This is a genomic window from Microbulbifer weihaiensis (assembly GCF_048323715.1).
Taxonomy (GTDB): Bacteria; Pseudomonadota; Gammaproteobacteria; order Pseudomonadales; family Cellvibrionaceae; genus Microbulbifer.
In genome coordinates this window covers 830,932-854,611 of record NZ_JBLWFL010000001.1, presented here as the reverse complement: position 1 = coordinate 854,611, position 23,680 = coordinate 830,932, and the positions used below count along the sequence as shown (strand labels likewise).

21 protein-coding genes and 1 riboswitch are annotated in these 23,680 nt (G+C 57.1%); of the genes, 10 read left to right on the top strand and 11 right to left on the bottom strand.

Translation table 11 applies throughout. From position 1 onward, the window contains the following. Nucleotides 1–75 precede the first annotated feature (75 nt). Nucleotides 76–696, bottom strand: a complete 621-nt coding sequence (rlmE, locus tag ACNKU7_RS03600; protein ID WP_418295589.1) for a 23S rRNA (uridine(2552)-2'-O)-methyltransferase RlmE — start codon at nt 694–696, stop codon at nt 76–78. A 214-nt stretch (nt 697–910) separates the two neighbouring features. Here rlmE and yhbY point away from each other — a divergent pair, with 214 nt between their 5' ends. Further along, nucleotides 911–1,213 carry a ribosome assembly RNA-binding protein YhbY gene (gene yhbY, locus ACNKU7_RS03595; protein WP_418295588.1) on the top strand — a complete coding sequence of 101 codons (303 nt, stop codon included), beginning with the start codon at nt 911–913 and terminating at the stop codon, nt 1,211–1,213. Nucleotides 1,214–1,324: 111 nt separating this feature from the next. Here yhbY and ACNKU7_RS03590 read toward each other — a convergent pair whose 3' ends face one another. The 9 genes from ACNKU7_RS03590 to moaA all read right to left on the bottom strand — a co-directional run bounded on the left by ACNKU7_RS03590 (nt 1,325) and on the right by moaA (nt 10,975). Continuing rightward, nucleotides 1,325–2,044, bottom strand: a complete 720-nt coding sequence (locus tag ACNKU7_RS03590; RefSeq protein WP_418295643.1) for a rhamnogalacturonan acetylesterase — start codon at nt 2,042–2,044, stop codon at nt 1,325–1,327. Between the two features lie 96 nt (nt 2,045–2,140). Continuing rightward, nucleotides 2,141–2,530 (bottom strand): hypothetical protein, encoded by a 390-nt coding sequence (locus ACNKU7_RS03585; protein WP_418295587.1) that lies wholly within the window; start codon nt 2,528–2,530, stop codon nt 2,141–2,143. 5 nt (nt 2,531–2,535) lie between these two features. Continuing rightward, nucleotides 2,536–4,041: a S41 family peptidase gene (locus ACNKU7_RS03580; protein ID WP_418295586.1), complete on the bottom strand. Its 1,506-nt coding sequence runs from the start codon at nt 4,039–4,041 to the stop codon at nt 2,536–2,538. A 228-nt stretch (nt 4,042–4,269) separates the two neighbouring features. Beyond that, a complete protein-coding gene (gene pntB, locus ACNKU7_RS03575) occupies nt 4,270–5,667 on the bottom strand; it encodes a Re/Si-specific NAD(P)(+) transhydrogenase subunit beta (RefSeq protein WP_418295585.1) in 1,398 nt (465 codons plus the stop codon). A 12-nt stretch (nt 5,668–5,679) separates the two neighbouring features. Then, a complete protein-coding gene (locus tag ACNKU7_RS03570; RefSeq protein WP_418295584.1) occupies nt 5,680–7,224 on the bottom strand; it encodes a Re/Si-specific NAD(P)(+) transhydrogenase subunit alpha in 1,545 nt (514 codons plus the stop codon). 576 nt (nt 7,225–7,800) lie between these two features. After that, nucleotides 7,801–8,679 carry a molybdate ABC transporter substrate-binding protein gene (gene modA, locus ACNKU7_RS03565; protein ID WP_418295583.1) on the bottom strand — a complete coding sequence of 293 codons (879 nt, stop codon included), beginning with the start codon at nt 8,677–8,679 and terminating at the stop codon, nt 7,801–7,803. 12 nt (nt 8,680–8,691) lie between these two features. After that, nucleotides 8,692–9,240 carry a molybdenum cofactor biosynthesis protein B gene (gene moaB / locus ACNKU7_RS03560; protein ID WP_418295582.1) on the bottom strand — a complete coding sequence of 183 codons (549 nt, stop codon included), beginning with the start codon at nt 9,238–9,240 and terminating at the stop codon, nt 8,692–8,694. A 69-nt stretch (nt 9,241–9,309) separates the two neighbouring features. Then, nucleotides 9,310–9,921, bottom strand: coding sequence for a molybdenum cofactor guanylyltransferase (gene mobA, locus ACNKU7_RS03555; protein WP_418295581.1), 612 nt, complete (start codon nt 9,919–9,921; stop codon nt 9,310–9,312). Between the two features lie 85 nt (nt 9,922–10,006). Next, nucleotides 10,007–10,975 carry a GTP 3',8-cyclase MoaA gene (gene moaA, locus ACNKU7_RS03550; protein WP_418295580.1) on the bottom strand — a complete coding sequence of 323 codons (969 nt, stop codon included), beginning with the start codon at nt 10,973–10,975 and terminating at the stop codon, nt 10,007–10,009. After that, nucleotides 10,964–11,132: riboswitch (molybdenum cofactor riboswitch) on the bottom strand. (Overlaps the previous gene by 12 nt.) Nucleotides 11,133–11,553: 421 nt before the next feature. Between moaA and ACNKU7_RS03545 the strand changes: the two genes are divergently transcribed. The 7 genes from ACNKU7_RS03545 to ACNKU7_RS03515 all read left to right on the top strand — a co-directional run bounded on the left by ACNKU7_RS03545 (nt 11,554) and on the right by ACNKU7_RS03515 (nt 18,207). Next, complete coding sequence (locus tag ACNKU7_RS03545) at nt 11,554–12,786, top strand: alginate export family protein (protein ID WP_418295579.1); 1,233 nt, start codon at nt 11,554–11,556, stop codon at nt 12,784–12,786. Between the two features lie 150 nt (nt 12,787–12,936). After that, on the top strand, nt 12,937–14,190 hold the full coding sequence (gene moeA, locus ACNKU7_RS03540) for a molybdopterin molybdotransferase MoeA (protein ID WP_418295578.1): 1,254 nt from the start codon (nt 12,937–12,939) through the stop codon (nt 14,188–14,190). 201 nt (nt 14,191–14,391) lie between these two features. Continuing rightward, nucleotides 14,392–14,685, top strand: a complete 294-nt coding sequence (locus tag ACNKU7_RS03535; RefSeq protein WP_418295577.1) for an antibiotic biosynthesis monooxygenase family protein — start codon at nt 14,392–14,394, stop codon at nt 14,683–14,685. Between the two features lie 155 nt (nt 14,686–14,840). Next, nucleotides 14,841–15,527, top strand: a complete 687-nt coding sequence (gene trmH / locus ACNKU7_RS03530; protein WP_418295576.1) for a tRNA (guanosine(18)-2'-O)-methyltransferase TrmH — start codon at nt 14,841–14,843, stop codon at nt 15,525–15,527. 126 nt (nt 15,528–15,653) lie between these two features. Continuing rightward, the gene (locus ACNKU7_RS03525; protein WP_418295575.1) at nt 15,654–16,382 is read left to right on the top strand and encodes a dienelactone hydrolase family protein; all 729 of its coding nucleotides are present in this window, start codon (nt 15,654–15,656) and stop codon (nt 16,380–16,382) included. Nucleotides 16,383–16,481: 99 nt separating this feature from the next. Further along, on the top strand, nt 16,482–17,429 hold the full coding sequence (locus tag ACNKU7_RS03520) for an ABC transporter ATP-binding protein (protein WP_418295574.1): 948 nt from the start codon (nt 16,482–16,484) through the stop codon (nt 17,427–17,429). Nucleotides 17,430–17,445: 16 nt separating this feature from the next. After that, entirely contained in the window at nt 17,446–18,207 is a 762-nt protein-coding gene (locus ACNKU7_RS03515) for an ABC transporter permease (RefSeq protein WP_418295573.1), read from the top strand. An 82-nt stretch (nt 18,208–18,289) separates the two neighbouring features. On the opposite strand, the gene ACNKU7_RS03510 is transcribed toward ACNKU7_RS03515, so the two are convergent. Then, the gene (locus ACNKU7_RS03510; RefSeq protein ID WP_418295572.1) at nt 18,290–18,934 is read right to left on the bottom strand and encodes a TetR/AcrR family transcriptional regulator; all 645 of its coding nucleotides are present in this window, start codon (nt 18,932–18,934) and stop codon (nt 18,290–18,292) included. Nucleotides 18,935–19,218: 284 nt separating this feature from the next. Between ACNKU7_RS03510 and ACNKU7_RS03505 the strand changes: the two genes are divergently transcribed. Next, nucleotides 19,219–20,361, top strand: a complete 1,143-nt coding sequence (locus ACNKU7_RS03505) for an efflux RND transporter periplasmic adaptor subunit (protein ID WP_418295571.1) — start codon at nt 19,219–19,221, stop codon at nt 20,359–20,361. A 56-nt stretch (nt 20,362–20,417) separates the two neighbouring features. Further along, nucleotides 20,418–23,573: an efflux RND transporter permease subunit gene (locus ACNKU7_RS03500; RefSeq protein WP_418295570.1), complete on the top strand. Its 3,156-nt coding sequence runs from the start codon at nt 20,418–20,420 to the stop codon at nt 23,571–23,573. Nucleotides 23,574–23,680 lie beyond the last annotated feature (107 nt).

Sequence of the window (23,680 nt, the reverse complement as noted above, 5' to 3'; positions counted from 1 at the left end):
GATGAGACCCAGCGGGTCAGAATTCAATTCGCGCGTCCTTTTACCACAGCGGGCGATCCAGCCCAAATCCGCGAATCAGCCCTTGAACCCTCGCGCTACCACATAGACCTCGCGAGAACGCGGCCGGGATGCGCCAGGCTTGCGGGTTACCACGGTCTGGTAATTACTCCGCAAATCCCGAATCAGATCGTCGAAACCCTCGCCCTGGAACACTTTGGCAACAAAAGCGCCGCCGGGTTTCAGGATCTGGCGGGCCATATCAACCGCCAGCTCGACCAGGTACATAGATGCAGGCTGGTCAACTGCACGCACTCCACTCATATTGGGGGCCATATCCGAAATCACAAGGTCGGCGCGCTCTTCACCCAGCTTTTGCAGCAGCTCTTCGAAGACCTTCTCTTCTGTGAAGTCGCCCTGTACAAAGTCAACCCCCGCCAGCGGGTCCATCGGCAGGATATCGGACGCCAGAACCCGGCCACTGTGACCAACCAGTTCCATCGCCACCTGTGACCAGCCACCCGGCGCCGCCCCGAGATCCACCACGGTCATGCCGGGGCGGAACAGGCGGTCTTTCTCCTGCAGTTCCTGCAGCTTATATGAGGCACGGGAGCGGTAGCCATCTTTCTGGGATTGCTTGACGTAGGGGTCGTTAAAATGTTCTCGCAGCCAGCGGTGGCTGCTCTTCGATCGGGCCATCAGTTACAATACATCATTAATTGGGTTGGTCACGGGTCTGCGGCATCTTCTGGATGACCGACTGGTACCCGGGCGAGTGTGGCGACTGAGCAGAAGGCTCACCTCATTCCGTGACCACCTGCTTCGCCGTTCAGCAAGCCCCCGTTTTACATTCCAAACCGGAGCCTGCCCATTAATCCTACTGTGAATTCCTGCTGTAAGGATGGAGTATTGTATGCCTTTAACCGCCGACCGTAAAAAAGCCCTGCGCACACTCGGTCACAATCTGAAACCTATCGTGACCATTGGCGACAAAGGCCTCTCCGAGGGCGTCATGGAAGAACTCGACCGAGCACTCAATGACCACGAGCTGATCAAGGTCAAATTGGCCGTGAATGAGCGGGACGTGCGCAAGGAACTGATCGCCGAGCTGTGCCGGGCGAGCGGCGCCGAGCTGGTTCAGGAGATCGGCAAGATCGCCCTGATCCTGCGCAAGGCAGACAAGCCGAACGCGCGCCTCTCCAACCTTCTCCGCTGATCTGGCATGGAAAGCATGGCCGCTTGACACCTGCGACCTGCTTTTATCCTTACTGAGCACTAGGGGCCTCCAACGGCAAGTGGGAGGCCCTTTTTCGTTTTAATTCTTGAATTAATATTTGAGAGCCAGGTGCTTTGCATCCGCAGTACGCAGACGCTTGACCAGTGGATGATCCAGTTTGCGCAATTCCGCCAGTACCAGCTGTGCCACTTCCCGAGCACCGAGCTGGTTCAGGTGCGTGTCGTCGCGCACCCCAACGGGGTAATTCGGGTGCAGGCCAGGGGCGATATGCATAAAGCGCAGCGCCGAATCCTTATCTCCCATTGCCTGAAAGTACTCGCGGGTTACCACCTCCATATCGATAAACTGCACTTTTTCCCTTGCGGCAATTTCACGAACCAGCGGTGCGTAGGGGTGGGTGAGCTTGATCTTGTTTCTGCTTTCGAAATACCGGCGGGTGATCGGCGACAGCAGTATAGGCTCAGCGCCAGCGCTGCGTACATCATTGATAAAACGGGATAGATTGTCTTTGTATTGCTCCGGCGTCGTGTAACGATCCTTTTTGCTTTCAGACTCATCGTTATGGCCAAACTGAATAATCACGTAATCCCCGGGCTTCAGTTCCTGCATTATGCCCGCCCAACGCTTCTCTTCTATGAAGGTGCGGGTACTGCGGCCATTCTTCGCCCGATTTTCCACTTTCACACTGTCGTCAAAGAAATAGGCGAACGGGACACCCCAGCCGGTTTCCGGATAATCCTTGATCTCTTTAATGGCCATGGTCGAGTCACCGGCCATGAACACTTGGGTAACGGGCTCGGCACTGGCCATTGAGCCAGCCAACAGTCCAGCTGCCAGAAGAATGCTGTTCTTCAGCGCTTTCACAACAAAACCTCTCTCATATAACAACGGTTCAGGCGTTCCATATCAGCTTTCGGGTACGCAATTGATATTGGTCAGGCGCCAACGCTGGCCATCTGCAGCGCGAATCAGCCAACATTCCTCGGCCCTGGAGACCAGGTGGAAAATCCGCGGCTTGCCGAGATCCCTGCCGTTAAGCATACGCTGAGTCGGGTTCAACAAGCGCCCCTGCTCGAGAATCAACTGGCTGCTGTCGGTAAACGCCGACTCCGAAATTGTAACCGGCGCGCCATAGTTGGCCTCCTCGAGCACTCTTTGCAATTCCGCTCGGCCTTCGGACGTCGCGCCAACAATAATGGCTGGCCGCTCAGGGCTTGTGGCGTTAAGTGAACCACAGGAAATCAGAGCGCCCATCATTGCGGTGCAGGCTATAAACCTTGCGGTAGAAGCTTTCATGCCGGTCACCTCACATAAATACGGTTTTCCCGCCAGGCGGTTTTCACAACATTTCCATCCGCCGAGAGGCGGCTGGCCGTCGCTGTTTGCGCTGCGCTGGCAGCAAACATACTGCTGCAGGAACCGGAGTTGATATACTCCAGCGCCGTCGCAAAGCGAGCCTCATTGATGTCCCCCAGTGCGTGATCAAAATCGTCACCTACTGAACAACCGGTAACCTCCACACCGGGGCCACCCGCACCACTCGGCGCAAAACCATCGGCGTAATCGCCGAAGCCTTTGTCGTTTACACCCTGAAACTGGATGCTGAAGTAAGTGGTTCCACAGTTGTCTTCAGGGTAGAAGCCATAGGGCTTCCCACACGTAGTAGCACCGATTTGTACCACTTCCACGTCGATACCCTGCAGGCTATTGATGATGGACTCGCTCGCAGAGCAGGTATTTGGCCCGGTAATCACGAAGACACGGGAGAGATTCAGCGTAGGCAGCGCCACACCGCCTGCGGCAGAAAAGCCCAGGGTTTCGTTGTAGAAAGGGGCTGGAATCAGCGGCTCTCCGGTGACCGGGTTGGTCTCCGGATGCTTGTCATTGAACTGGAGTGATTCAAAGACCTTTCCTGCCGTCGCTGCTTCACCGGCAATCATGTAGGAAAGCTGGCTGGCTATGGCCAGGTAACCGCCACCGTTGTAGCGGAGATCAAGCACCAGCTCATCGATGCCTTCGGCTCTCAGGGTAGACACGCCGTCAACCAGCTCCTTTTCCGCAGTAGCAATGTGGTCATTGAAGAGCATATACCCCACTTTGCGCTGCATCGCCCCGTCGACCACTTTGACGTACTGGACTGGATCCGAAATCACCACACCCGCGGTCAGTGATAACTCCACTTCCGTGCTGTCCGGGTAGCGGAAGCGGAAGCGGTGAACTTCACCTTCCCGGGAAGGGAAGAGTCCCGCGTTGAGTGCGTCGATACCGACCTCTGTGTTTACGTCGATATCGTAGCCATCGATGGCCAGAATCTCAGCACCGCGCGGCGGCAGGCCGGCTGCGTCCTGCTGTGCGGTATAAGCCACTACGGCTTTGCGCGGCGGCGTTGCCCGAAGCAGGCTCCACTCCAGCCCGTAACCTACCGATGCACCGGATTGGGATTGCGCGATCCACTCATCTGTTGGCACGGCAAAGTGGAACTGGTCTTTCGGCGTTCCCGACATGGTCAGTGCCGTCGTTTTCAGGAGGTCGAAATACTCTTCCGTGCTGTAGCCCTCGGGATCCCGATCCTGAATTTCGCTGTACCAGAGATACAGGTCGTTGCTCCAGCTCCGCAGCCAGTAGTTTTCATCCAGGGTACTGCCCTTCACATCGGCGTAAGCCTGATTTGTGGACGGGTTGATCCCCGAGCGCGGCGATTCGCAGCGATTGGCGAAGGTTTCGGCCGGGAGAAAAACACCGGACTCCCAACTGGTATTGTCACTTCCGGAATCGCCACTTCCCGCGCCGATATCACCGCCGTTCAAATTTGACGATGACGACGAGGACCCGCCGCCTCCACAAGCGCTCAACGCAGAAAGGCAGAAAACGAAAAGCGGGGTGTAAATTGCACGGAAAGTGCCAGTAGATGTGCGTGCCTGCATCATGGGATCTTTCTTATTAATTGATATGCAAGCATCAGAGATTACCACCGACAAGAGCGCCGGGCGACCCCATTGGGCACCCGGCCGCAGTCTTATCAACAACAGCGCCTGTTAAGCGGGTGTCAGCTTGCCAAGCACAGTCTGCAAACTGTCTTTCGCATCGCCAAACAGCATCCGCGAGTTTTCCTTATAAAACAGTGGATTGGAAACGCCTGCATAGCCGGAGGCCATGGAGCGCTTCAGCACAACCACTTTTCCTGCTTTCCAGACTTCCAGCACGGGCATTCCAGCAATCGGGGAGCCAGGCTTTTCCACGGCATCCGGGTTCACCGTGTCATTGGCACCAATAACCAGTACCAGATCTGTTTCCGGGAAATCATCGTTGATCTCTTCCATCTCCAGCACGATGTCATAGGGCACATTGGCCTCCGCCAGCAGCACGTTCATGTGCCCGGGCAGGCGACCGGCAACCGGGTGGATACCAAACCGCACCGTCTTGCCCGCTTTGCGCAGCTTTTCAGTCAGATCGCTCACCGCCTGCTGCGCATGGGCCACCGCCATACCAAACCCCGGCACGATGACAATACTGCCGGCATTTTTGAGGTCCTCAGCCAGCTCATCATAGGTCGTTGCAACGGCTTCGCCTTCCACTTCGCCATCGCCGGCGGCCTCACCACCATCTGAGCCAAACCCGCCCAGGATGACACTGACAAAGGAGCGGTTCATGCCGCGGCACATGATGTAACTGAGGATGGCACCGGAGGAACCAACCAGCGCACCGATCACGATCAGCAGGTCATTGCTCAGCATAAAGCCGGTGGCGGCGGCCGCCCATCCGGAATAGCTGTTGAGCATCGAGATCACCACCGGCATATCCGCCCCGCCAATGGCGGCGATCAGATGAATCCCCAGCAGCAGCGCGATGGAAGTCATTACCAGCAGATTGATGATGGTCGCCGGGCCCACATCCGCCGGGATGAACTGCGCCCCCAATACCACACATGCAAGGATTGCGATCAGGTTCAGCCAGTGCCGTGCCGGCAGCATCAGCGGTTTACCGGAAATAAGCCCCTGCAGCTTGCCGAACGCGACAATCGAGCCGGTCAGGGTGATCGCGCCGATGAACACGCCGATATAAATCTCGGAATTGTGAACAATATGGGCAGCCCCTTCGAGATTCACGCGCGGATCCAGATAGCCGCCCCAGCCGATCAGCACAGCAGCCAGGCCGACGAAACTGTGCAGCAGGGCTACAAGCTGTGGCATTGCGGTCATTTCAACCTTGCGTGCCAGGTGGATACCGATCACGGCCCCAACGGCCATAGCAATCCCGACCAGCAGGTAGGCCCCGGAAGCTATGCCGGCAACCGTGGCAATGATGGCAACGGCCATCCCGACCATGCCGTAAATGTTACCGCGACGTGCGGTTTCGTGGCTGGAAAGGCCGCCGAGGCTCAGGATGAACATCACCGCGGAGAACAGATAAGCCATGGAAATTACACTATTCATACCTGCTTCCCCTTAGCGACGGAACATTTTCAGCATACGGTGGGTTACGAAAAAACCACCGAAGATATTGATACTGGCAAACAGTACAGCCACAAATGACATCACGGTTACCAGGAAGGAACCAGTAGCCCCCACTTGCAGGAGCGCACCAATAATCACGATGCCGGAAATGGCGTTGGTCACACTCATCAGCGGCGTATGCAGGGCATGGGACACATTCCAGATCACCTGCCAGCCGATAAAGATCGACAATACAAACACGGTAAAGTGCGCCACAAAATCAGCCGGCGCAGATTTGCCCAGTAACAGCAGAAGCAGGCCTGCAACCGCCCAGAAGGCCACCAGTGACAACGGCGAGGTTTTCTTCTCGGGCTTCGGTTCAACCTGAATCTGCGGTTCGGGTTTCTTCGCCTGCTGCGGCGCGGCCGACAGTTTGGGTGGGGGCGGTGGCCAGGTGATTTCCCCCTGTTTCACCACGGTGGCACCGCGGATCGCTTCATCGTCGAAATTGATATCAATCTCGCCGTTTTTCTCCGGGGTCATATCCGTTAGCAGGTGACACAGGTTGGTGGCATAAAGGGTCGAAGACTGGGTGGCCGCGCGGCTGGGCAGATTGGTGTAGCCGAGTATCGTCACACCACTTTTCACTACCCGCTCTTCTGCTACGGTGTAATCACAGTTACCACCCATTTCCGCCGCCAGGTCCACAACCACGGAACCTTCAGCCATGGAATCCACCATGTCTGCCAACCACAGCTTCGGTGCCGGCTTGCCCGGAATCAGGGCTGTGGTTATGACGATATCGACTTCTCTGGCCTGCTCACGGAACAAGGCCATTTCTGCATCGATAAACTCCTTGGACATTTGCTTGGCATAACCGCCAGTACCGGAACCTTCCTCTTCGATTTCTATCGTGAGGAATTCTGCGCCCATGGACTCTACCTGCTCGCGCACTTCCGCACGGGTATCGAATGCACGCACGATCGCGCCCATACTTTTGGCGGTACCAATGGCAGAAAGTCCCGCTACGCCGGCACCAATAACCAGCACCTTGGCCGGTGGGATTTTGCCCGCCGCCGTAATCTGCCCGGTGAAGAAGCGACCGAAATTGTGTGCGGCTTCGATCACCGCACGATATCCGGCGATATTGGCCATGGAACTCAGCGCGTCCATCTTCTGTGCACGGGAGATCCGTGGAATGGATTCCACTGCCAGGGCATTGATATCTCGGTCAGCGAGTTTCTGCAGCAGCTCGCCGTTTTGCGCTGGTTTCAGGAATGCCACCAGGGTTGCACCGCTGGGGATCAAGTCCAATTCGGTTTCGTTCGGAGCCTGTACCTTGAGTACGATCCCAGCTTCGCTCAGGCACTCGGCAGCATTCTGGCAAATTTTGGCGCCAGCCTGTTCATATTCAGCATCCGGAAAGCTGGCAGCCTCCCCGGCACCTTTTTCAATCGCAACGTCAAACCCAAGCGCCTGTAATCGTTTTACGCTGGCTGGCGTTGCCGCTACCCGCGCCTCGCCTGGCGCAGTTTCCTTCGGTATGGCAATAATCACCGTTTTAGCTCCCGTTTATAAATTGTCGTTGTTATAGCGCTCCACAAAAATTGGAGCGGATAGGTACCGCTGACATTTAATACTGAATTCGGGGTGAATTCGAGCACCCCCGGAAAAGAATTCCGCGGAAGCATTAAATACATTTCGGTAAGCCAGAGCATTAGAAGTAAATATAACCCCCAAAGGAAATAGAGGATTCTTATTAATCGTTTTATTGTTTTTTATTGAGAAACGCGAAATCTGGATAAAAAAGCGCTAATTACGTTACAGACGCAACCAGTTTGCTGCTTATTTGTGTCATTCGAACAAATTAATTTCGTTTTCACCAATAAACAAGCAATCAGCAGCAGTGCTAGAAAGTCACATATAAGGAAATATTTAATTAAACATTCCAATTCGTTTTGCTGCCGAATAACCATTTGACATAGATATAATTCAGCAATGGAATACGTGACTATTAATTTAAAAAATAGTGGTGCGTTAAATGCCTGCCCCTAATTTTTCCATACTATTCTGGTAGTCAATTTTCAGCGGCGCGGGGCGAAACGTGTCATTCGATATTCGCTTCCGTGTAATTTAACTACCTTTTCCCGGGTTTGCGGGCAGGAATCCGACTTCAGGCAAGCGTTGCTGGACTTCACTGGACAACAAGAATTGGACAAACTTAATCGCCAGGGTGCGCTCCCGGGTTCCCCTAAGGATGACCAGCTGCTGATTAATCGCCGGATAGAATCGTCCCGGGACACGCATATATTCTCCGCCGCTACCGGAAAGCAAGGCCTGGCTGTAGGGCACCAACCCCATATCGCCTTCTCCCTGCAACAACATGATTTGTGCGTGCCCGCCATGGTTGGCATACACCATGCGCTCACGCATGCGGGGCCATAGCCTGAGCGCTTTCAACATTTTTACCGCCGCATCGCCGTCTGGCGCCAGCTGGGGGTCGGCTACAACAACCTTGTGTTTACCCCGCCCCAATACCAGTATCAGTTGCCGGGGCGTCAACTCTGCGGCCGGCAAACTGGCCAGCATGGAAATGTCGGGAATTTCGGGACTGGCAACACTTGCCATCAACCGGCGACTTACCCAAAGGGCAAGCTGGCCACGGGCATACGTCTGGAGACTGGCAGGAACCGCAAGCCCATCCCGGTAAAGCAGAGCGGGGCGCACGCCGTCGGCGGAGAGAAAAATGTCGAAGTCGGCGCCCGCCCTGATCTGGCCGTACAACAGTCCAGAGGCGGCACCAGTGATATGGAGCGTACATCGACAATTGCGCTCAAAATCTTCTCGTAAAGATTCCAGCGCGGGCACAAAGCTCGCGTCGACCGCGAGCCGCAGTGTCCTGGACTGGCGCTCACTACAGGCCGTAAGCGCCAGCAACAAAGAAATGAATAGCGCGGCCAGATAGCCGCAACCAGGCAGGGCGAGTAACAGGCGCTGACGGATCTCCCACATGCGCCTGGCCACTCAGCGCTTCGGGTTAGTCAAATGCCCCACGAAGTTACACGGCTTGTGCCGCGCATCCAGCTGCTCCCGCAGCAAGTTTTCCCAGGCCGTGCGGCAGGCACCAGTGGAACCCGGCATGCAGCAGATCAGGGTGTTATTGGCTAACCCGGCCAGTGCACGGGACTGGATGGTGGAGGATCCGATCTCCTCATAGGAGATTGCGCGAAAAACCTCACCAAATCCCTCCACCTGCTTGTCGAACAGGGGAGCCAGTGCTTCTGGCGTGGAATCCCGCCCGCTGAATCCGGTACCGCCGGTGGACAGGATCACATGAATCTCAGGATCCGCAATCCACGCGGAAACCTGCGCCCGCAAAATATAGATATCATCCGGAACAATCGCCTTATCACTGAGACAGTGCCCGGCCTGTTGCAATACCTCGGCAAGGTATTGGCCGGAGGTGTCATTGGCTTCGGTACGGGTATCAGAAACCGTCAGCACCGCAATATTTAGCGGTTTGAAAGCCCCGCCACCGTGGCCGGACGTGGAGGTTGTTGTTTGGTTTGTCATCTTGCTCTCTTGGTCTTCACAAAATCCCGCTTCGCTCCCCCGCCAGGCTGTGACTGGCTCGGATCACTTTCAGCGCTCAATCAAGTTCATGATCTGAACAAATTCTTCCGGACGGTTGGCATTCATATGCCAGTCGCCACTGGGCGCGGGCAACTGCATACAGCCCAGGTAGCCAAACAGTGCGCGCATCGAGGGAATACTGTCCCCCCGGGCCGCCGCCTCAAGGTACTCGATACACCGCAGATTCATCGGCAGCCAACAAGGCAGGAAGTAATTTTCGAAAAACACCGCCTGCTCAACACAGCGGCCAGCCACACACAGCGTGCGCAAATGTGCCGCCCGCAGTAAGGGCATGTCCACGGGAACCACTAACAGCGCCTCACAGTCAGTGGCGTTCTCCTGCAAATGCAGTGCGACCGAATAGAGGCCACCAAGCGGCCCCGCAGCCTCAAAGCGATCCGGCACGCCTCCGGGACGCGTGCCGCTTACCACGGTTGGCAGCAGCTCGACCGCAGCCGGGGCGGCCAGCTCTCCCAGCAGGGTTTTGGCCTGCTCCAGCATCGTGCGTCCGTTGGGTAATTTTAGCAGGGCCTTATCGCGCCCCATGCGGCTGGATAATCCTCCGGCCAGGACTACCGGGCAGACATTGATCGTATTTGAACCGACTTCTGGTAACGTCATCCTTGCGACCCACGCATTATTGGTTCATCGACACCAGTGAGCGACACTGATGGTGCAAACGCCTGGTGCCAAGGCCGTGAATACATCACCCCCCAAGCATTGCCAGGTTGCGGGTTTGTCCCACCTGTCCCTGATGAAGCTGGTGGCTGGCAGCCTTGCCGGACATCAGCTGCTGAATATGCTGTGCCAACGCCTCGCTGTCACCTTCACGGATTACATCCAGCATCTCGATTCCCTGGTCGGCGAACAGGCATAAATGCAGCCGTCCCTGCGCCGAGACCCGCAGCCGGTTGCATGTCTGGCAGAAATCCGTTGCGTAGGGCGTAATCAAACCTATCCGCCCGCGATAGTCCGGGTGGCAATACTCTCGGGCCGGGCCATCGTCCAGCGCCCTGGGCACCATGCGCCAGCCGGTCTCGAGCAGATGGGATTCGATTTCGTTCCCGCGCAGATGATTGCTAACGAAATAATCGCGATTCTCACCGGTCTGCATCAGCTCGATAAACCTCAGGGTAACCGGCGTATCCGCCAACCACCCCATAAACCGCCCGAGGCGCTCGCGGCTGCCCTCGTGATGCAATACCGCGTTGACCTTGGTGGTGATTCCCAACGCCAGCGCCCGCTCGATACCGTTCAGTATCGCCGGTAGACAGTCATGTCCGGTCATGCTGGCGAACTCGGCAGCGTCCAGGCTGTCGATACTCACATTTAATTGCGCGAGGCCGGCCCTGTGCCAGTCATCGATCACTTTCGGGAGCTTGTAGCCATTGGTGGTTATCGCGACTTTTTGGATACCTGCCGTTGCTGCCACCTGCTCAATGACCCAGGGCAACTCCCGGAATAAAGAGGGCTCGCCCCCGGTAAGGCGAACCTTGCGAGTACCAAGGCGGGCAAAAGCGCGCACGACGGTAAGCATATCGCCCGCCGTCAGTGTTGGATTGAAGTCCGTCTGCCGATACCCCTGCGGCAGGCAGTAACTGCAGCGGAAGTTGCATTGGTCGGTCACGGATAGGCGCAGGTAATAAAACCTGCGGCCGTGGTTGTCTGTCAGCATTGAACGCCTTTCCAAGTCGGGAGGCCGGAAGATTTCTCCGCCGGCCCTGGTGGACAGTTTGACTTGCCCACGGCCCACAGCACCTATAGTCGCGGTGCCCGGAAGCTCCGGTACACAGCTCCCACTTAGCGCGGAAGGCTCGGTGTTTTTGCCAGATTGTTCGAGTTACTTACTTATCAAGATAGCTAATCACGTTTCCCCGTGAGAGATACGGTCAGGATCCGCTGGCGGAAAAATCATTGATATCAGCGGATCGCGTCGCACGCATTACAACAACTACCATGCCACAGAGCTGGATACTAACGCGATCCTGACTCTGGCGCCGATGTAAATAGTCAATTTATCGCGCTTATGCGGTGAAATCAGTTGCAATGATCGAGCCGGATGCCCGCGCAGGTGCTGTTTTAATGCGGATATGGTTACCGGAAAGCCGTGGAACCCACCTGCGAAAATACCGCACTTCCCCCCACCTCGCGACATTCGCCATATATCGGCTAGATTGAGTCAAGGAATGTGCCGTACGGACGATGAATACATCGCAATCCAATGGCATGACGCATGCTTTCAGGGAGAAATTCATGCCTTGCGGAAATTTTCACACTTGGCGCCTTTTTCTTTTCAGTGCCAAAGCCGCGGCTATTGCAGCCAATGCGCTCTCTCCTGCGGCATTGGCCGACGAGAATATCGCAAAAACCGCTGGAGACATGATTGGTGACAGCACCGTCGACCTGAATTTCCGTCCCCGCTATGAGCATGTTCGCGAAGTCAGTTTCCCCCACCACGCAACCGCCGGCACCCTGCGCAGCCAGCTCACCTGGACCAGCGCCAGGTTCCAGGGATTACAGGTACTGCTGGAGGGCGACAATGTCACCTATATCAGTAGTGAGAAATTCAACAATACGGAAAACGGCAGGACGGATTTTCCGGTCATTGCCGATCCCGATTACAGCGAAATGAATCGCGCCCAGATCAGCTATGCGGCGGATAGTGGCCTGTTTACGGCTGGCCGGCAACGCATCAACCTGGATGACCAACGTTTCTTTGGCGGTGTTGGCTGGCGGCAAAACGAACAGACGTACGACGCATTTCGCGCCCAGTGGAGTTTTAACGATCGGTTGTCCACAGACTATTTCTACGTCTGGAACGTCAACCGGATTTTTGGTCCGGATGGCGACGACAGCGACATCACCGGACCGGTCAATGCCCTGACGGTCGATTACAAGGTCAGGCCCGGTCACACATTGAGCGGATTTTTCTACGGCCTCAACTTCCATGACCAGGAGCGGCTGGCTAGCTCAACCCTCGGCTTCAAGTGGGCCGTGGACTGCGCCAGTTTTCGCTGGCACCTGCGTGCGGCGGTGCAAAAAGATACCGGTGAAAACCCGCTCGACTACCAGGCCGAATACTACAACGCCGAAATCTCTACCAAGCCCCTGCAAACGTACAAGTTTACCGCGCTGGCCGGAACCGAATGGCTCACCGGGGACGACGAGTGGTCCTACCAGACCCCGCTGGCCACCCTGCACAAGTTCCAGGGCTATGACGACAAATTTCTCACCACGCCAGTTGATGGCATCCGCGATTTCTACGCGGGTGGCACAGTAACGGTGTACGACATCAAGTTCGCTGCCACGCTGCATAAGTTCTATAGCGACCGCAATAGCCGGGATTACGGCAACGAGCTGGATCTGGTTGCCACCTACGCGATTAGCAAAAACATCGGAGTACTGGCCAAATACGCTACATATGATGCCGACGATTTCAGCACGGATACGGATAAGTTCTGGCTGCAATTCGAACTCAAGTTCTGATCCTTAAAAGTGATCTGAAAATTACCGTCCGCACGCTCCCAGCGAGACGTGTCCCACCTTCCCCCCTCATTGGCTGCAGCTGCCACTTGGCAGGACTAATGTTGTCCGGCTATCTTCCCCTGCAAGAAGACAAAAAATACGGCTATCGCAATGTCAGACACCTGTGCAGAAAACGGCCTTCGCTCTGTAGAAGCGGCAAAGCAAATGCTGATCGACAGCATCACCCCCATCACCGAGACCAAAACCATCCCGCTGGGCGAAGCCTGTGGAAAAGTCCTGGCCGCACCCGTGCTGGCCGCCCTCGATCTTCCCCCCTGCGACAATTCAGCCATGGATGGGTATGCCCTTAGTGGCGGCTTTGAGCGCTATACAGTGATTGGCAAAAGCCTCGCCGGCCACCCGTTTAACGGCAGCCTTGAGCCGGGACAGGCCACGCGTATCACGACCGGCGCCGCAGTGCCCACTGGAGCCGATCGGGTACAGATGCAGGAAAACTGTACCCTTGAAGGCGACCAGCTCACCCAGAGCCGTGCCGCCAGTCCGGGGGAAAATATCCGCTGCCGCGGTGAGGATGTGCATACCGGCCAATGCCTGATCCCGGTCGGCAGCAAAATCAAAGTGCCGCATATTGCGCTGCTCGCAGCGGCGGGCGTCGCGGAAGTGACGGTTCTGCGCCCCATCAAAGCGGCGCTGCTGTCTATTGGCGACGAGCTCAGGCCTATCGGCACCCCGGTATCCGAGCTCGGCGATGGTGATATCTACGACAGTAACCGTATTGCCCTGAAAGCTGCACTGGAGCAGCTGGATGTGGAGATCCTCGACCTGGGCTGCTGGCCCGATGAGCCGGGCAAAATTCGCGAGGCATTCATGCACGCGCGGGACAATGCTGACTTTGTACTCACCAGTGGTGGGGTTTCGGTTGGCGAGGCGGATTACACCAAGACCGTACTTCAGGAGCTGGGCGAGATCGGGTTCTGGAAACTGGCAATCAAGCCGGGCAAACCTTTTGCCTTTGGCAAACTGCCGAAGGCAAGCGGGGAAACGCTGTTCTTTGGATTGCCCGGCAACCCGGTGTCCGCCATTGTCACCCTTTACCAACTCGTGATTCCGGCACTGGAAAAGCTCCGCGGCACCGCGGATACACAACGCCAGCCGCCGCTACAGACCCGGGCGCGCCTGTTAAACAGTATTCGCAAAAAGCCGGGACGGACGGATTTCCAGCGAGGCTACACCTATTGTGATGAAGACGGGATCCAGGTTGTGGAAACGCGGGGCATACAGGGTAGCCACATTCTTTCCGGCTTTGCCCAGGCCAACTGTTTTGTGGTCTTGCCCCGTGAGGGTAGCGACTGCGCAACCGGGGACTGGGTTACTGTTGAGCCCTTTGCAGCACCGTTAAAGTAGCCTTGTGGTTCCGAGTAAGATGGTTCTGTTGCGGCAAATTACTGGGGGCGGGTTTCAGGACCGCGGTAAACCCACCCTTGGGCGCTTCGACGCAAACATCCTGTTTGCGACGATCCTGAAACCCCGCCCCAGCACTTTGCCTTTGTTCCACGTTTTGTGCTTTGATTGAGCCACTTTATATTTTGGCCAGGGAGTAGCCTTGTGATTCTTGAAGTGGCAATACTGGATGTTAAACCCGGACTGCATGAAGAATTTGAATTAGCGTTTGCCCAAGCCCAAAACATCATTTCCTCCATGCCGGGCCATATCAATCACCAACTACAGAGATGTGTAGAGAAAGAAAACCGCTACCTACTTCTGGCGAACTGGGAAACGCTCGAGGACCATACTGAAGGCTTCAGGAAGTCCTCCCAATACCAGGATTGGAAAGCCCTGCTCCACCATTTTTACGATCCATTCCCGGAAGTAGAGCACTACTCGATCGTCGAACTGTAACCTCTCAGATGCGAAGGTAACGCACCGGGTATTGAGGGTTCAGGAATGGGTTTAAGGGGGGCGCATTCGCGTCAACAAAGTCCGGCAAGTACGGACCACAAACCCACAATGCTATAATCCGCGGCCAATCAAAGACCGAATCAGATAGAAGTACCATGAGCCGCGCCCGCTACGAGAAATTCAAACAGGTGCTCCGCCAGCGCCAGAACGACATGACCCTGCTCACCGACCAGGTGCACAAAGGCCAGAACATCTCCGCCATGCTGCGCACCGCAGACGCTGTCGGTATCCCCGAGATCCATATGGTGCAGCCCAGCTACGGCCACATCCTGTACCACAACACCGCCGGCGGCAGCGGCCGATTCACTGGTAACTGCGTCTATCCGGATATTCAGAGCGGCATGGCCGAACTTAAAAGTCGCGGCATGCACCTCTACGCCGCCCACTGGTCCGACCGCGCTATCGACTTCCGCGAAGCCGACTATACCCGCCCTTTCGCCCTGATCATGGGGGCCGAAAAGCTCGGCCTCAGCGACTACGCCGCCGAGCACGCCGACGACCACGTCACCATCCCCATCATCGGCATGGTGGAAAGCTACAACGTCAGCGTTGCCGCCGCGATCATCCTGCAGGAAGCCATGCACCAGCGGCAGAAGGCCGGCATGTACGACAATAAAACAATCGATGAAGAAGACCCGGCAATCAAGGACATCCTGTTCCGCTGGATGCACCCGAAGATGGTGAAGTACTGCGAAAAACACGGACTGCCCTTTCCTGAGCTGGACGAGGACGGCGATATTATTCCGCCAACAGATTCAAGATACCGACAGCCTAATCAGTAGCGCCAATTCCCGCGGAGAGGGCCCAGGAACTGCCACCCACAAAGTGCCCTTCGTCGTTGCTTTGCTCAAAGCACCCGACTAACCTCTGCAAACTATTTTCGAATCCCCAAAACCAAGGAGGACAACGTGTACACCGAAGAAATCGAATACACCGTCGACGGCGAATCTTTTACCGGTTACCTGGCTTACGACGAGAGCATTGAAGGCAAGCGCCCGGCGATCCTGCTCGTACACGAATGGTGGGGCCTGAATGACTTTACCAGGGAAGAAGCCGAGCGCCTCGCCGCCGAAGGCTATACCGCGTTCGCCCTCGACATGTATGGCACGAACGTCGGTGCCGACAACCCCACCGACGCCGCCGCACTGATGAACAAGACACTGGAAACCGAAGGTGCACCGCTGAAACGCTTCCAGGCCGCACTCGACCTCATCAACCAGCACGAAACCGTAGAGCCCGGCGAGATTGCCGCCCAGGGCTACTGCTTCGGCGGCGCGGTTGCCCTCACCATGGCCCGCCTCGGTCTGCCGCTTAAAGGCGTTGTCAGTTTCCACGGCGCCCTGCAGACCGATGTCAAAATCAAGCCCGGCGATGTCAAAGCGCAACTGCAGGTACATACCGGCGGCAGTGACGACATGATCCCCGCTGCGGATGTCGCCAATTTCGTAACCGAAATGCAAACCGCCGGTGTGCACTTCGAACTGTTCAGCTACCCCGGCGTCAAACACGGATTCACCAATCCCGCCGCCACCGCAAGGGGTGAGAAGTTCGGTATCCCGCTCGCCTATAACGAAGAAGCCGCCAACGACGCCTACGAAAGCGCCCAGAATTTCTATCGCAAGATCTTCGGTTACTGAGAGCGATTCGCGGCACATTATTAAAATACGCCCCACGCTGGCGTCGGCTATAACCTTCGGGGCACAATGGCCGGCGCCGAACAACAAGCAGGGGGAAGCGTGCAACCGATCATATCCATACAGGACGTCGGCAAAACCTATGCCGGTGGCTTTACCGCACTCAAATCCGTCAGCCTGGATATCAACAAAGGGGAGATATTCGCCCTGCTCGGCCCCAACGGTGCCGGCAAGACCACGCTGATCAGTATCATCTGCGGCATCGTCAATGCCACTTCAGGCTCTGTTACCGCCGACGGCCACGACATCCAGCGCGATTACCGTGCCGCCCGCAGTAAAATCGGCCTTGTCCCCCAGGAGTTATCCACAGACTCATTCGAGAGTGTTTGGGCCACCGTAAATTTCAGCCGCGGCCTGTTCGGCAAGGCACCCGATCCCGCCTACATTGAGAAGATCCTGCGCCAGCTTTCCCTGTGGGAAAAAAAGGACAGCCGCATTATGGCGCTGTCTGGAGGCATGAAACGCCGGGTAATGATTGCCAAGGCGCTGTCCCATGAACCACGCATCCTGTTCCTGGATGAACCCACCGCCGGTGTCGATGTGGAACTGCGCCGGGATATGTGGGAAATGGTACGCGGCTTGCGGGAATCTGGTGTCACCATCATCCTCACCACCCACTACATCGAAGAAGCCGAAGAAATGGCGGATCGTATCGGCGTGATCAATCACGGCCAGATCGTACTGGTGGAAGAAAAAAACACCCTGATGCAGAAGCTGGGCAAAAAACAGCTGTCCATCCAGTTGCAAGCGCCAATCACCGAATTGCCGGAAGCTCTCCAGGCGTTTGCCCTGGAAATTGCCGACGAAGGCAATCAGCTGATCTACACCTTCGACACCCAGCGCGAGCACACCGGCATTGCCGAGCTGCTGCGCAGTCTCAACCAGCAGGGTATCGAGTTCAAAGATCTGCACTCCAGCGAAAGCTCACTGGAAGAAATTTTCGTGAATCTGGTGCACCAGAACCAGAATGAACGCCAGCAGGCCGGGTGAAGAATCAGGAGTAACTATGAATATCTACGGCATCCGAGCCATCTACAAATTTGAAATGGCGCGTACCTGGCGCACCCTGATGCAAAGTATTGCCTCACCGGTACTGTCCACCTCGCTTTATTTCATCGTATTCGGTGCGGCCATTGGTTCACGTATGGGCGATATCGACGGTGTCAGCTACGGCGCGTTCATTATTCCCGGGCTGATCATGCTGTCGCTGCTGTCGGAGAGCATTTCCAATGCCTCTTTCGGCATCTTCTTTCCAAAGTTTTCCGGCACCATTTATGAAGTGCTGTCGGCACCGGTATCCGCGTTTGAAGTGGTAGCAGGTTACGTCGGCGCAGCGGCCACCAAGTCGGTCATTCTGGGCCTGCTGATCCTGGTCACCGCGCGACTGTTTGTAGACTACGAGATTGCCCATCCCTTCTGGATGGTGGCTTTCCTCATTCTGACGGCACTGACATTCAGCATGTTCGGTTTCATCATTGGTGTCTGGGCGGATGATTTCCAGAAGCTCCAGATAATTCCGCTGATGGTCGTCACTCCGTTGACCTTTCTCGGTGGGGCATTCTATTCCATCAACATGCTGCCGGAATTCTGGCAGAAGGTGACCCTGTTCAATCCGGTGGTGTACCTGATCAGTGGCTTCCGCTGGGCCTTTTACGGCATTTCCGATGTCAATGTGGTGGTGAGCCTGGGGATGACCTTGCTGTTCCTGCTGCTGTGTATGACGGGAATCTGGTGGATTTTCCGAACCGGCTACAAAATCCGCAGCTGAGCCGGAGTATCAGGAAAACCCCTGCACATTAAAAAGGCCCGCAGCACAGGCGGGCCTTTTTCTTGCCTGGTCTTATCCGGCTTCAGCAACCATAGGCGCGCATAAAGATGCGCACGACCTCCGCCACATGGACACGGTTTTCTTCCTTCGCCGGCGGGTTTTTACAGCCCAGCATGATCTGAATATGCCGGCATCCGCCCTGCAACATGCCAAAAAACAGCTCTCCGGCGTGCAGGGTATCGGGAATGTTTAATTGCCCCTGTGCATTGGTCTGTTCGAGCAACTGCGACATGGCGCTCTGTATGTGCTGTGGTCCCGCCGCATAAAACAACTGCGCCATGGTTTGATCCTGCGTACCTACCGCATTGATCAGGCGCATCATCTGCATCGAGTCGTCGCTGTAGATCATTTCCAGGAAGGCTTCGCCAATTTGCTGCAGCAGCACTTCTACCGGCTGCCCCTCGCGCAGGGTAAACATCGGCATTGGCATCTGGTTTTCGCACTTGGCGGCGACAGCAGAACTGAACAACGTCTCTTTATCAGAAAAATGGCTGTAAACCGTCAGTTTGGACACACCTGCTTCCGCGGCTACGGCGTCCATACTCGTGCCGGCAAATCCGTGCGTAAGGAATAGCGTCTTCGCTGCCTCCAGTATCGCCCTGCGTTTGGCCGGGTCTTTCGGGCGCCCGCGGGCGGTATTTGGCTCGGTTAGCATTCGTTCAGACATGGCCTACTCAACTTTCTCTCCGCTGAACCCTCCAGTGAACCCGATCAGAGCGCGCTTTCCGCGGCAACGACGCGAGCACGCAAACGGCCCCACACAATTAGTGGACTCATGAGTTCAATATACTTACTATACTGCCCAGTATAGTATTTAAGGCGCCTGTAATGGCACCTACCTGTTCGCAATACATCAGAACCACAAGGGTACCAGTTTTTCCGCCGATAAACGCAGCGCCAGAGGTATCGAGCCCTGCCGGGAAAACGTCAACCACAAGGAGTGAGGTACACATGAACGCTGTGTCGAGACCATCCCTCGCACGCCAGCTTTGCCACTACGCATTCGCTGTGGCGGCCCTGGCCATCGCCGCCTGCTCCGCCCCGGAGTCCAGCCAGCAGAAGCCCCCCCGCCCGGCCATTGTGGCCCAGCCGACCTTATCCGGCGCGCAGTTAGCCGTTTATCCCGGCGAGGTGCACTCACGGCATGAGCCCACGCTGGCCTTTCGTGTCGGTGGCGAACTCACTGAGCGATTGGTGGAAACCGGCGATCGAGTCAAGGCGGGGCAGCCCCTGGCGAAGCTGGATGCGCGGGATCTGCTGCTGCAACGGGACAGCGCCCGTGCGCAACTGGCGGCAGCCAAAGCCGAGCATCGCAATGCCGACGCGGAACTTGCGCGCTATCGCGACCTGCTCGCGCGGAAACTGGTGAGCGAATCCCAGTTTGAGGCGATCCAAACCCGCTTTGATTCGAGTGCGGCCCAGCTGTCCCATGCCCAGTCCCAACTGGACGTCGCGGAAAACCAGGTCGGTTACGCAACCCTCAAGGCACCGCGCGACGGCATCATTGCCCGGCGCATGGTGGATTCCGGGCAGATAGTCGCAGCAGGCCAGAGCGTGTTCGCCCTCGCTGCCGATGGTGAGCGGGAAGTCCGCATCGACCTGCCGGAGCAGGACTTTACCCGTTTTGCGGTCGGGCAAATGGTCACACTGGAGCTCTGGTCGCGCCCCGATATGCCATTTACTGGCCAGATCCGCGAGCTGTCACCGGCAGCGGATCCGAACCTTCGCACCTTTGAAGCACGCATCGCATTCGATAACCACCAGGTTCAGGCCGAACTGGGTCAGAGCGCGCGGGTGTTTGTACAGAGTCCCTCGACCAGCGGCCGGTTGAGTGTGCCCATGGCCGCGGTCACAGCAGACGATGGCCAGGCCTATGTCTGGGCGCTCGATCCGCAATCCCTGACGCTGCAAAAAGTCAGCATTACCGTAATCAGCTTTGGCGACGAGACTGCGGAAATCCAGGGCCCTCTGACACCGGACAGCTGGATTCTCGCTGCCGGCACCCAACTGGTGCAGGACGGCCAGCGCGTGCGACCGGTGGATCGACAGAACCGGCCCATTGAATTCGGCGCAAACCTGGCGCAAGGCTTCTGACGGCAACAGCGTCCCGCTGACCTCTATCCTCCTGATTTCAGTCCGGAACTACCGACATGCGATTCAACCTTTCTGAGTGGGCGCTGAGCAACCGCCCGCTGGTGCTCTACGCCATGATCCTGCTGAGCGTCATCGGCGCAGTCTCCTATACCCAACTGGGCCAGAGCGAAGATCCGCCTTTCACATTCAAGGTCATGGTGATCAATACCGTGTGGCCCGGGGCCACCGCCGAAGAGGTCTCACGCCAGATCACCGAGCGGGTCGAAAAGAAACTGATGGAAACCGGTGATTACGATCGCATCACCTCCTTCTCCCGCCCGGGCCAGTCCCAGGTCATGTTCGCGGCGCGAGACAGCCTGCACTCGGACGAAATCCCCGATCTCTGGTACCAGGTGCGGAAAAAAGTCGGCGACATTCGCCACACGCTGCCGCCGGATATCCAGGGCCCGTTTTTCAATGACGAATTCGGTGCGACCTTCGGCAATATTTATGCACTCAGCGGCCCGGGCTTTGATTATGCACTGATGAAGGATTACGCCGAGCGCCTGCAGCTCGCGCTGCAGCGGGTGGACGATGTCGGCAAGGTCGAACTGGTCGGCCTGCAGGATGAAAAAATCTGGGTCGAAATATCCAATACCAAGCTTGCATCACTGGGAATTCCCCTGGCTCAAGTACAGCAGGCCCTGCAGGCGCAGAACCGCGTCGCCGACGCCGGCTTTGTCGAAGCCAGCAGTGACCGGGTACGCATTCGCGTCGGCGGGCAGTTTCGCTCCGTGAACGAGATCCGGGATTTCCCCATTCACGCCGGCGCACGCACCCTGCACCTGGGAGATATCGCGGAAATCCATCGCGGCTTCAGCGATCCGCCGCAACCGCGCATGCGTTTTATGGGCGAAGAGGCCATTGGCATTGCCGTATCAATGAAAAAAGGCGGCGACATTCTACAGCTGGGGGAAAACCTCGATGCCGCCTTTGCGCGCCTGCAGCAGGATCTGCCCCTCGGCCTGTCGCTGCGCAAGGTTTCCGATCAGCCTGCCGCCGTAAAGCGTGGTGTGGGCGAATTTCTCAAGGTGCTCGCGGAAGCCCTGGCCATTGTCATGCTGGTGAGTTTCTTTTCGCTGGGTTTCCGTACCGGACTGGTGGTCGCCCTGTCGATCCCCCTGGTGCTGGCGATGACCTTTGCCCTGATGCACTACTTCGACATCGGCCTCCACAAGATATCCCTCGGTGCCCTGGTACTGGCGCTGGGACTGATGGTGGACGATGCCATCATCGCCGTGGAGATGATGGCGATCAAAATGGAGCAGGGCTTCAGTCGACTGAAAGCAGCCGGTTTCGCCTGGACAAGTACCGCTTTCCCGATGCTCACCGGAACCCTGATCACCGCCGCCGGCTTCCTGCCCATTGCCACCGCGGAATCCGGCACCGGCGAATACACCCGTTCGATATTCCAGGTGGTCACGCTTTCACTGCTGGCCTCCTGGGTCGCGGCAGTGATCTTTGTACCTTTTCTTGGCGCCCGGCTGCTGCCGGATTTTTCCGCCAGCGAACACAATAAAGCCACACACGACCCGTATAACAAACCTTTCTACCGCCGTTTTCGTAAAGTGCTGGAATGGTGCCTGCGCTATCGCAAGACCGTTTTGGTGGCCACGCTGGCGGTTTTTGTCAGCTCGATCATGCTGTTCCGCTTTGTGCCCCAGCAGTTCTTTCCATCATCCGCGCGGCTGGAGCTGATGGTAGACCTGAAACTGAATGAAGGTGCCTCGCTGAGCGCCACGGAGCAACAGGCAAAGCGCCTGGAAGCGCTGCTGGCCGAACACCCGCAGGTGGAAAATTACGTGGCTTACGTGGGCACCGGTTCGCCCCGTTTCTACCTGCCGCTTGATCAGCAGCTGCCCGCTGCAAGTTTTGCCCAGTTTGTTATCAACACGCCTTCCATCGAAGCCCGCGAGGCGGTGCGAGGCTGGCTGATTACCACCCTGCGCGAACAGTTTCCCAGCGTTCGCACACGGATCTCGCGACTGGAAAACGGCCCCCCGGTGGGCTACCCGGTGCAGTTCCGGGTATCCGGCGAGCACATCAGTGAAGTGCGTAATATCGCCCGCGCGGTGGCCAGTAAAGTCCGTGAAAACCCGGCCGTTGCCAACGTACACCTGGACTGGGAGGAGCCCAATAAAGTCGTGCGCCTGCAGGTAGATCAGGCGCGCGCGCGAAGCTTTGGTATCAGCAGCGCGGAATTGTCGCGCGCCCTGCAGGGCTCCCTGTCTGGCACCACAGTAGGACAGTACCGGGAAGACAATGAGCTGATCGGGGTGGAGGTTCGCGGTGCCGAGCGTGAGCGCTACGCCCTGCAGCAATTGGGCAATCTCGCCGTGCAGACCACTGACGGCCACAGCATCCCGCTCAACCAGGTGGCAACACTGGAATACGGCTTTGAAGAAGGCGTTATCTGGCACCGCGACCAATTGCCAACCGTCACCGTGCGCGCGGATATCTACGGCAAGCAGCAACCGGATAGCGTGGTCAAGGCACTGTGGCCACAGCTGGCAGATATTCGCGCGACCCTGCCGCCGGGATACCTGCTGGAAGTCGGCGGCAGCGTGGAGGAATCCGCGCGCGGCCAGGCCTCGGTCAATGCGGGCATGCCGCTGCTGTTGCTGGTCGTGCTTACACTGTTAATGCTTCAGCTGCGCAACTTCTCCCTGACCGGCATGGTGTTTCTCACCGCACCGCTCGGCATCATCGGCGTCACCCTGTTCCTGCTGATTTTCCGCCAGCCGTTCGGGTTCGTCGCCATGCTCGGCACCATCGCGCTCGCCGGTATGATCATGCGCAACTCCGTGATTCTGGTTGACCAGATTCAGCAGGATCGGCAACAGGGGCTCTCCGCCTGGGACGCGATCATCGAGTCCACGGTGCGGCGCTTCCGCCCCATCGTGCTCACCGCACTTACCGCCGTGCTGGCGATGATTCCCCTCTCCCGCAGCGACTTCTTTGGCCCTATGGCGGTAGCCATCATGGGCGGACTGATTGTCGCAACCGCACTGACGCTGTTGTTCCTCCCCGCGCTGTACGCAGCATGGTTCCGAATCACCGAGGATGACAAGGACGGAAGCCGGAAAACATCCAGCAGTGCTGAGAAGCGGGCAAGCCGCCTCGCAGACAGGCTGGCCCATTTCGGCCGCCGACTGAAGCTGGTCAGGCGCTAACGCCGGAAAAAGGAAAAGAAACAACAAATAAGTACTGGCAGGGCCACCCACAGTGATGAGGATACGTGGCCCTGCTCACTAACCGGGGCAGAATAGTCGGCTCTATT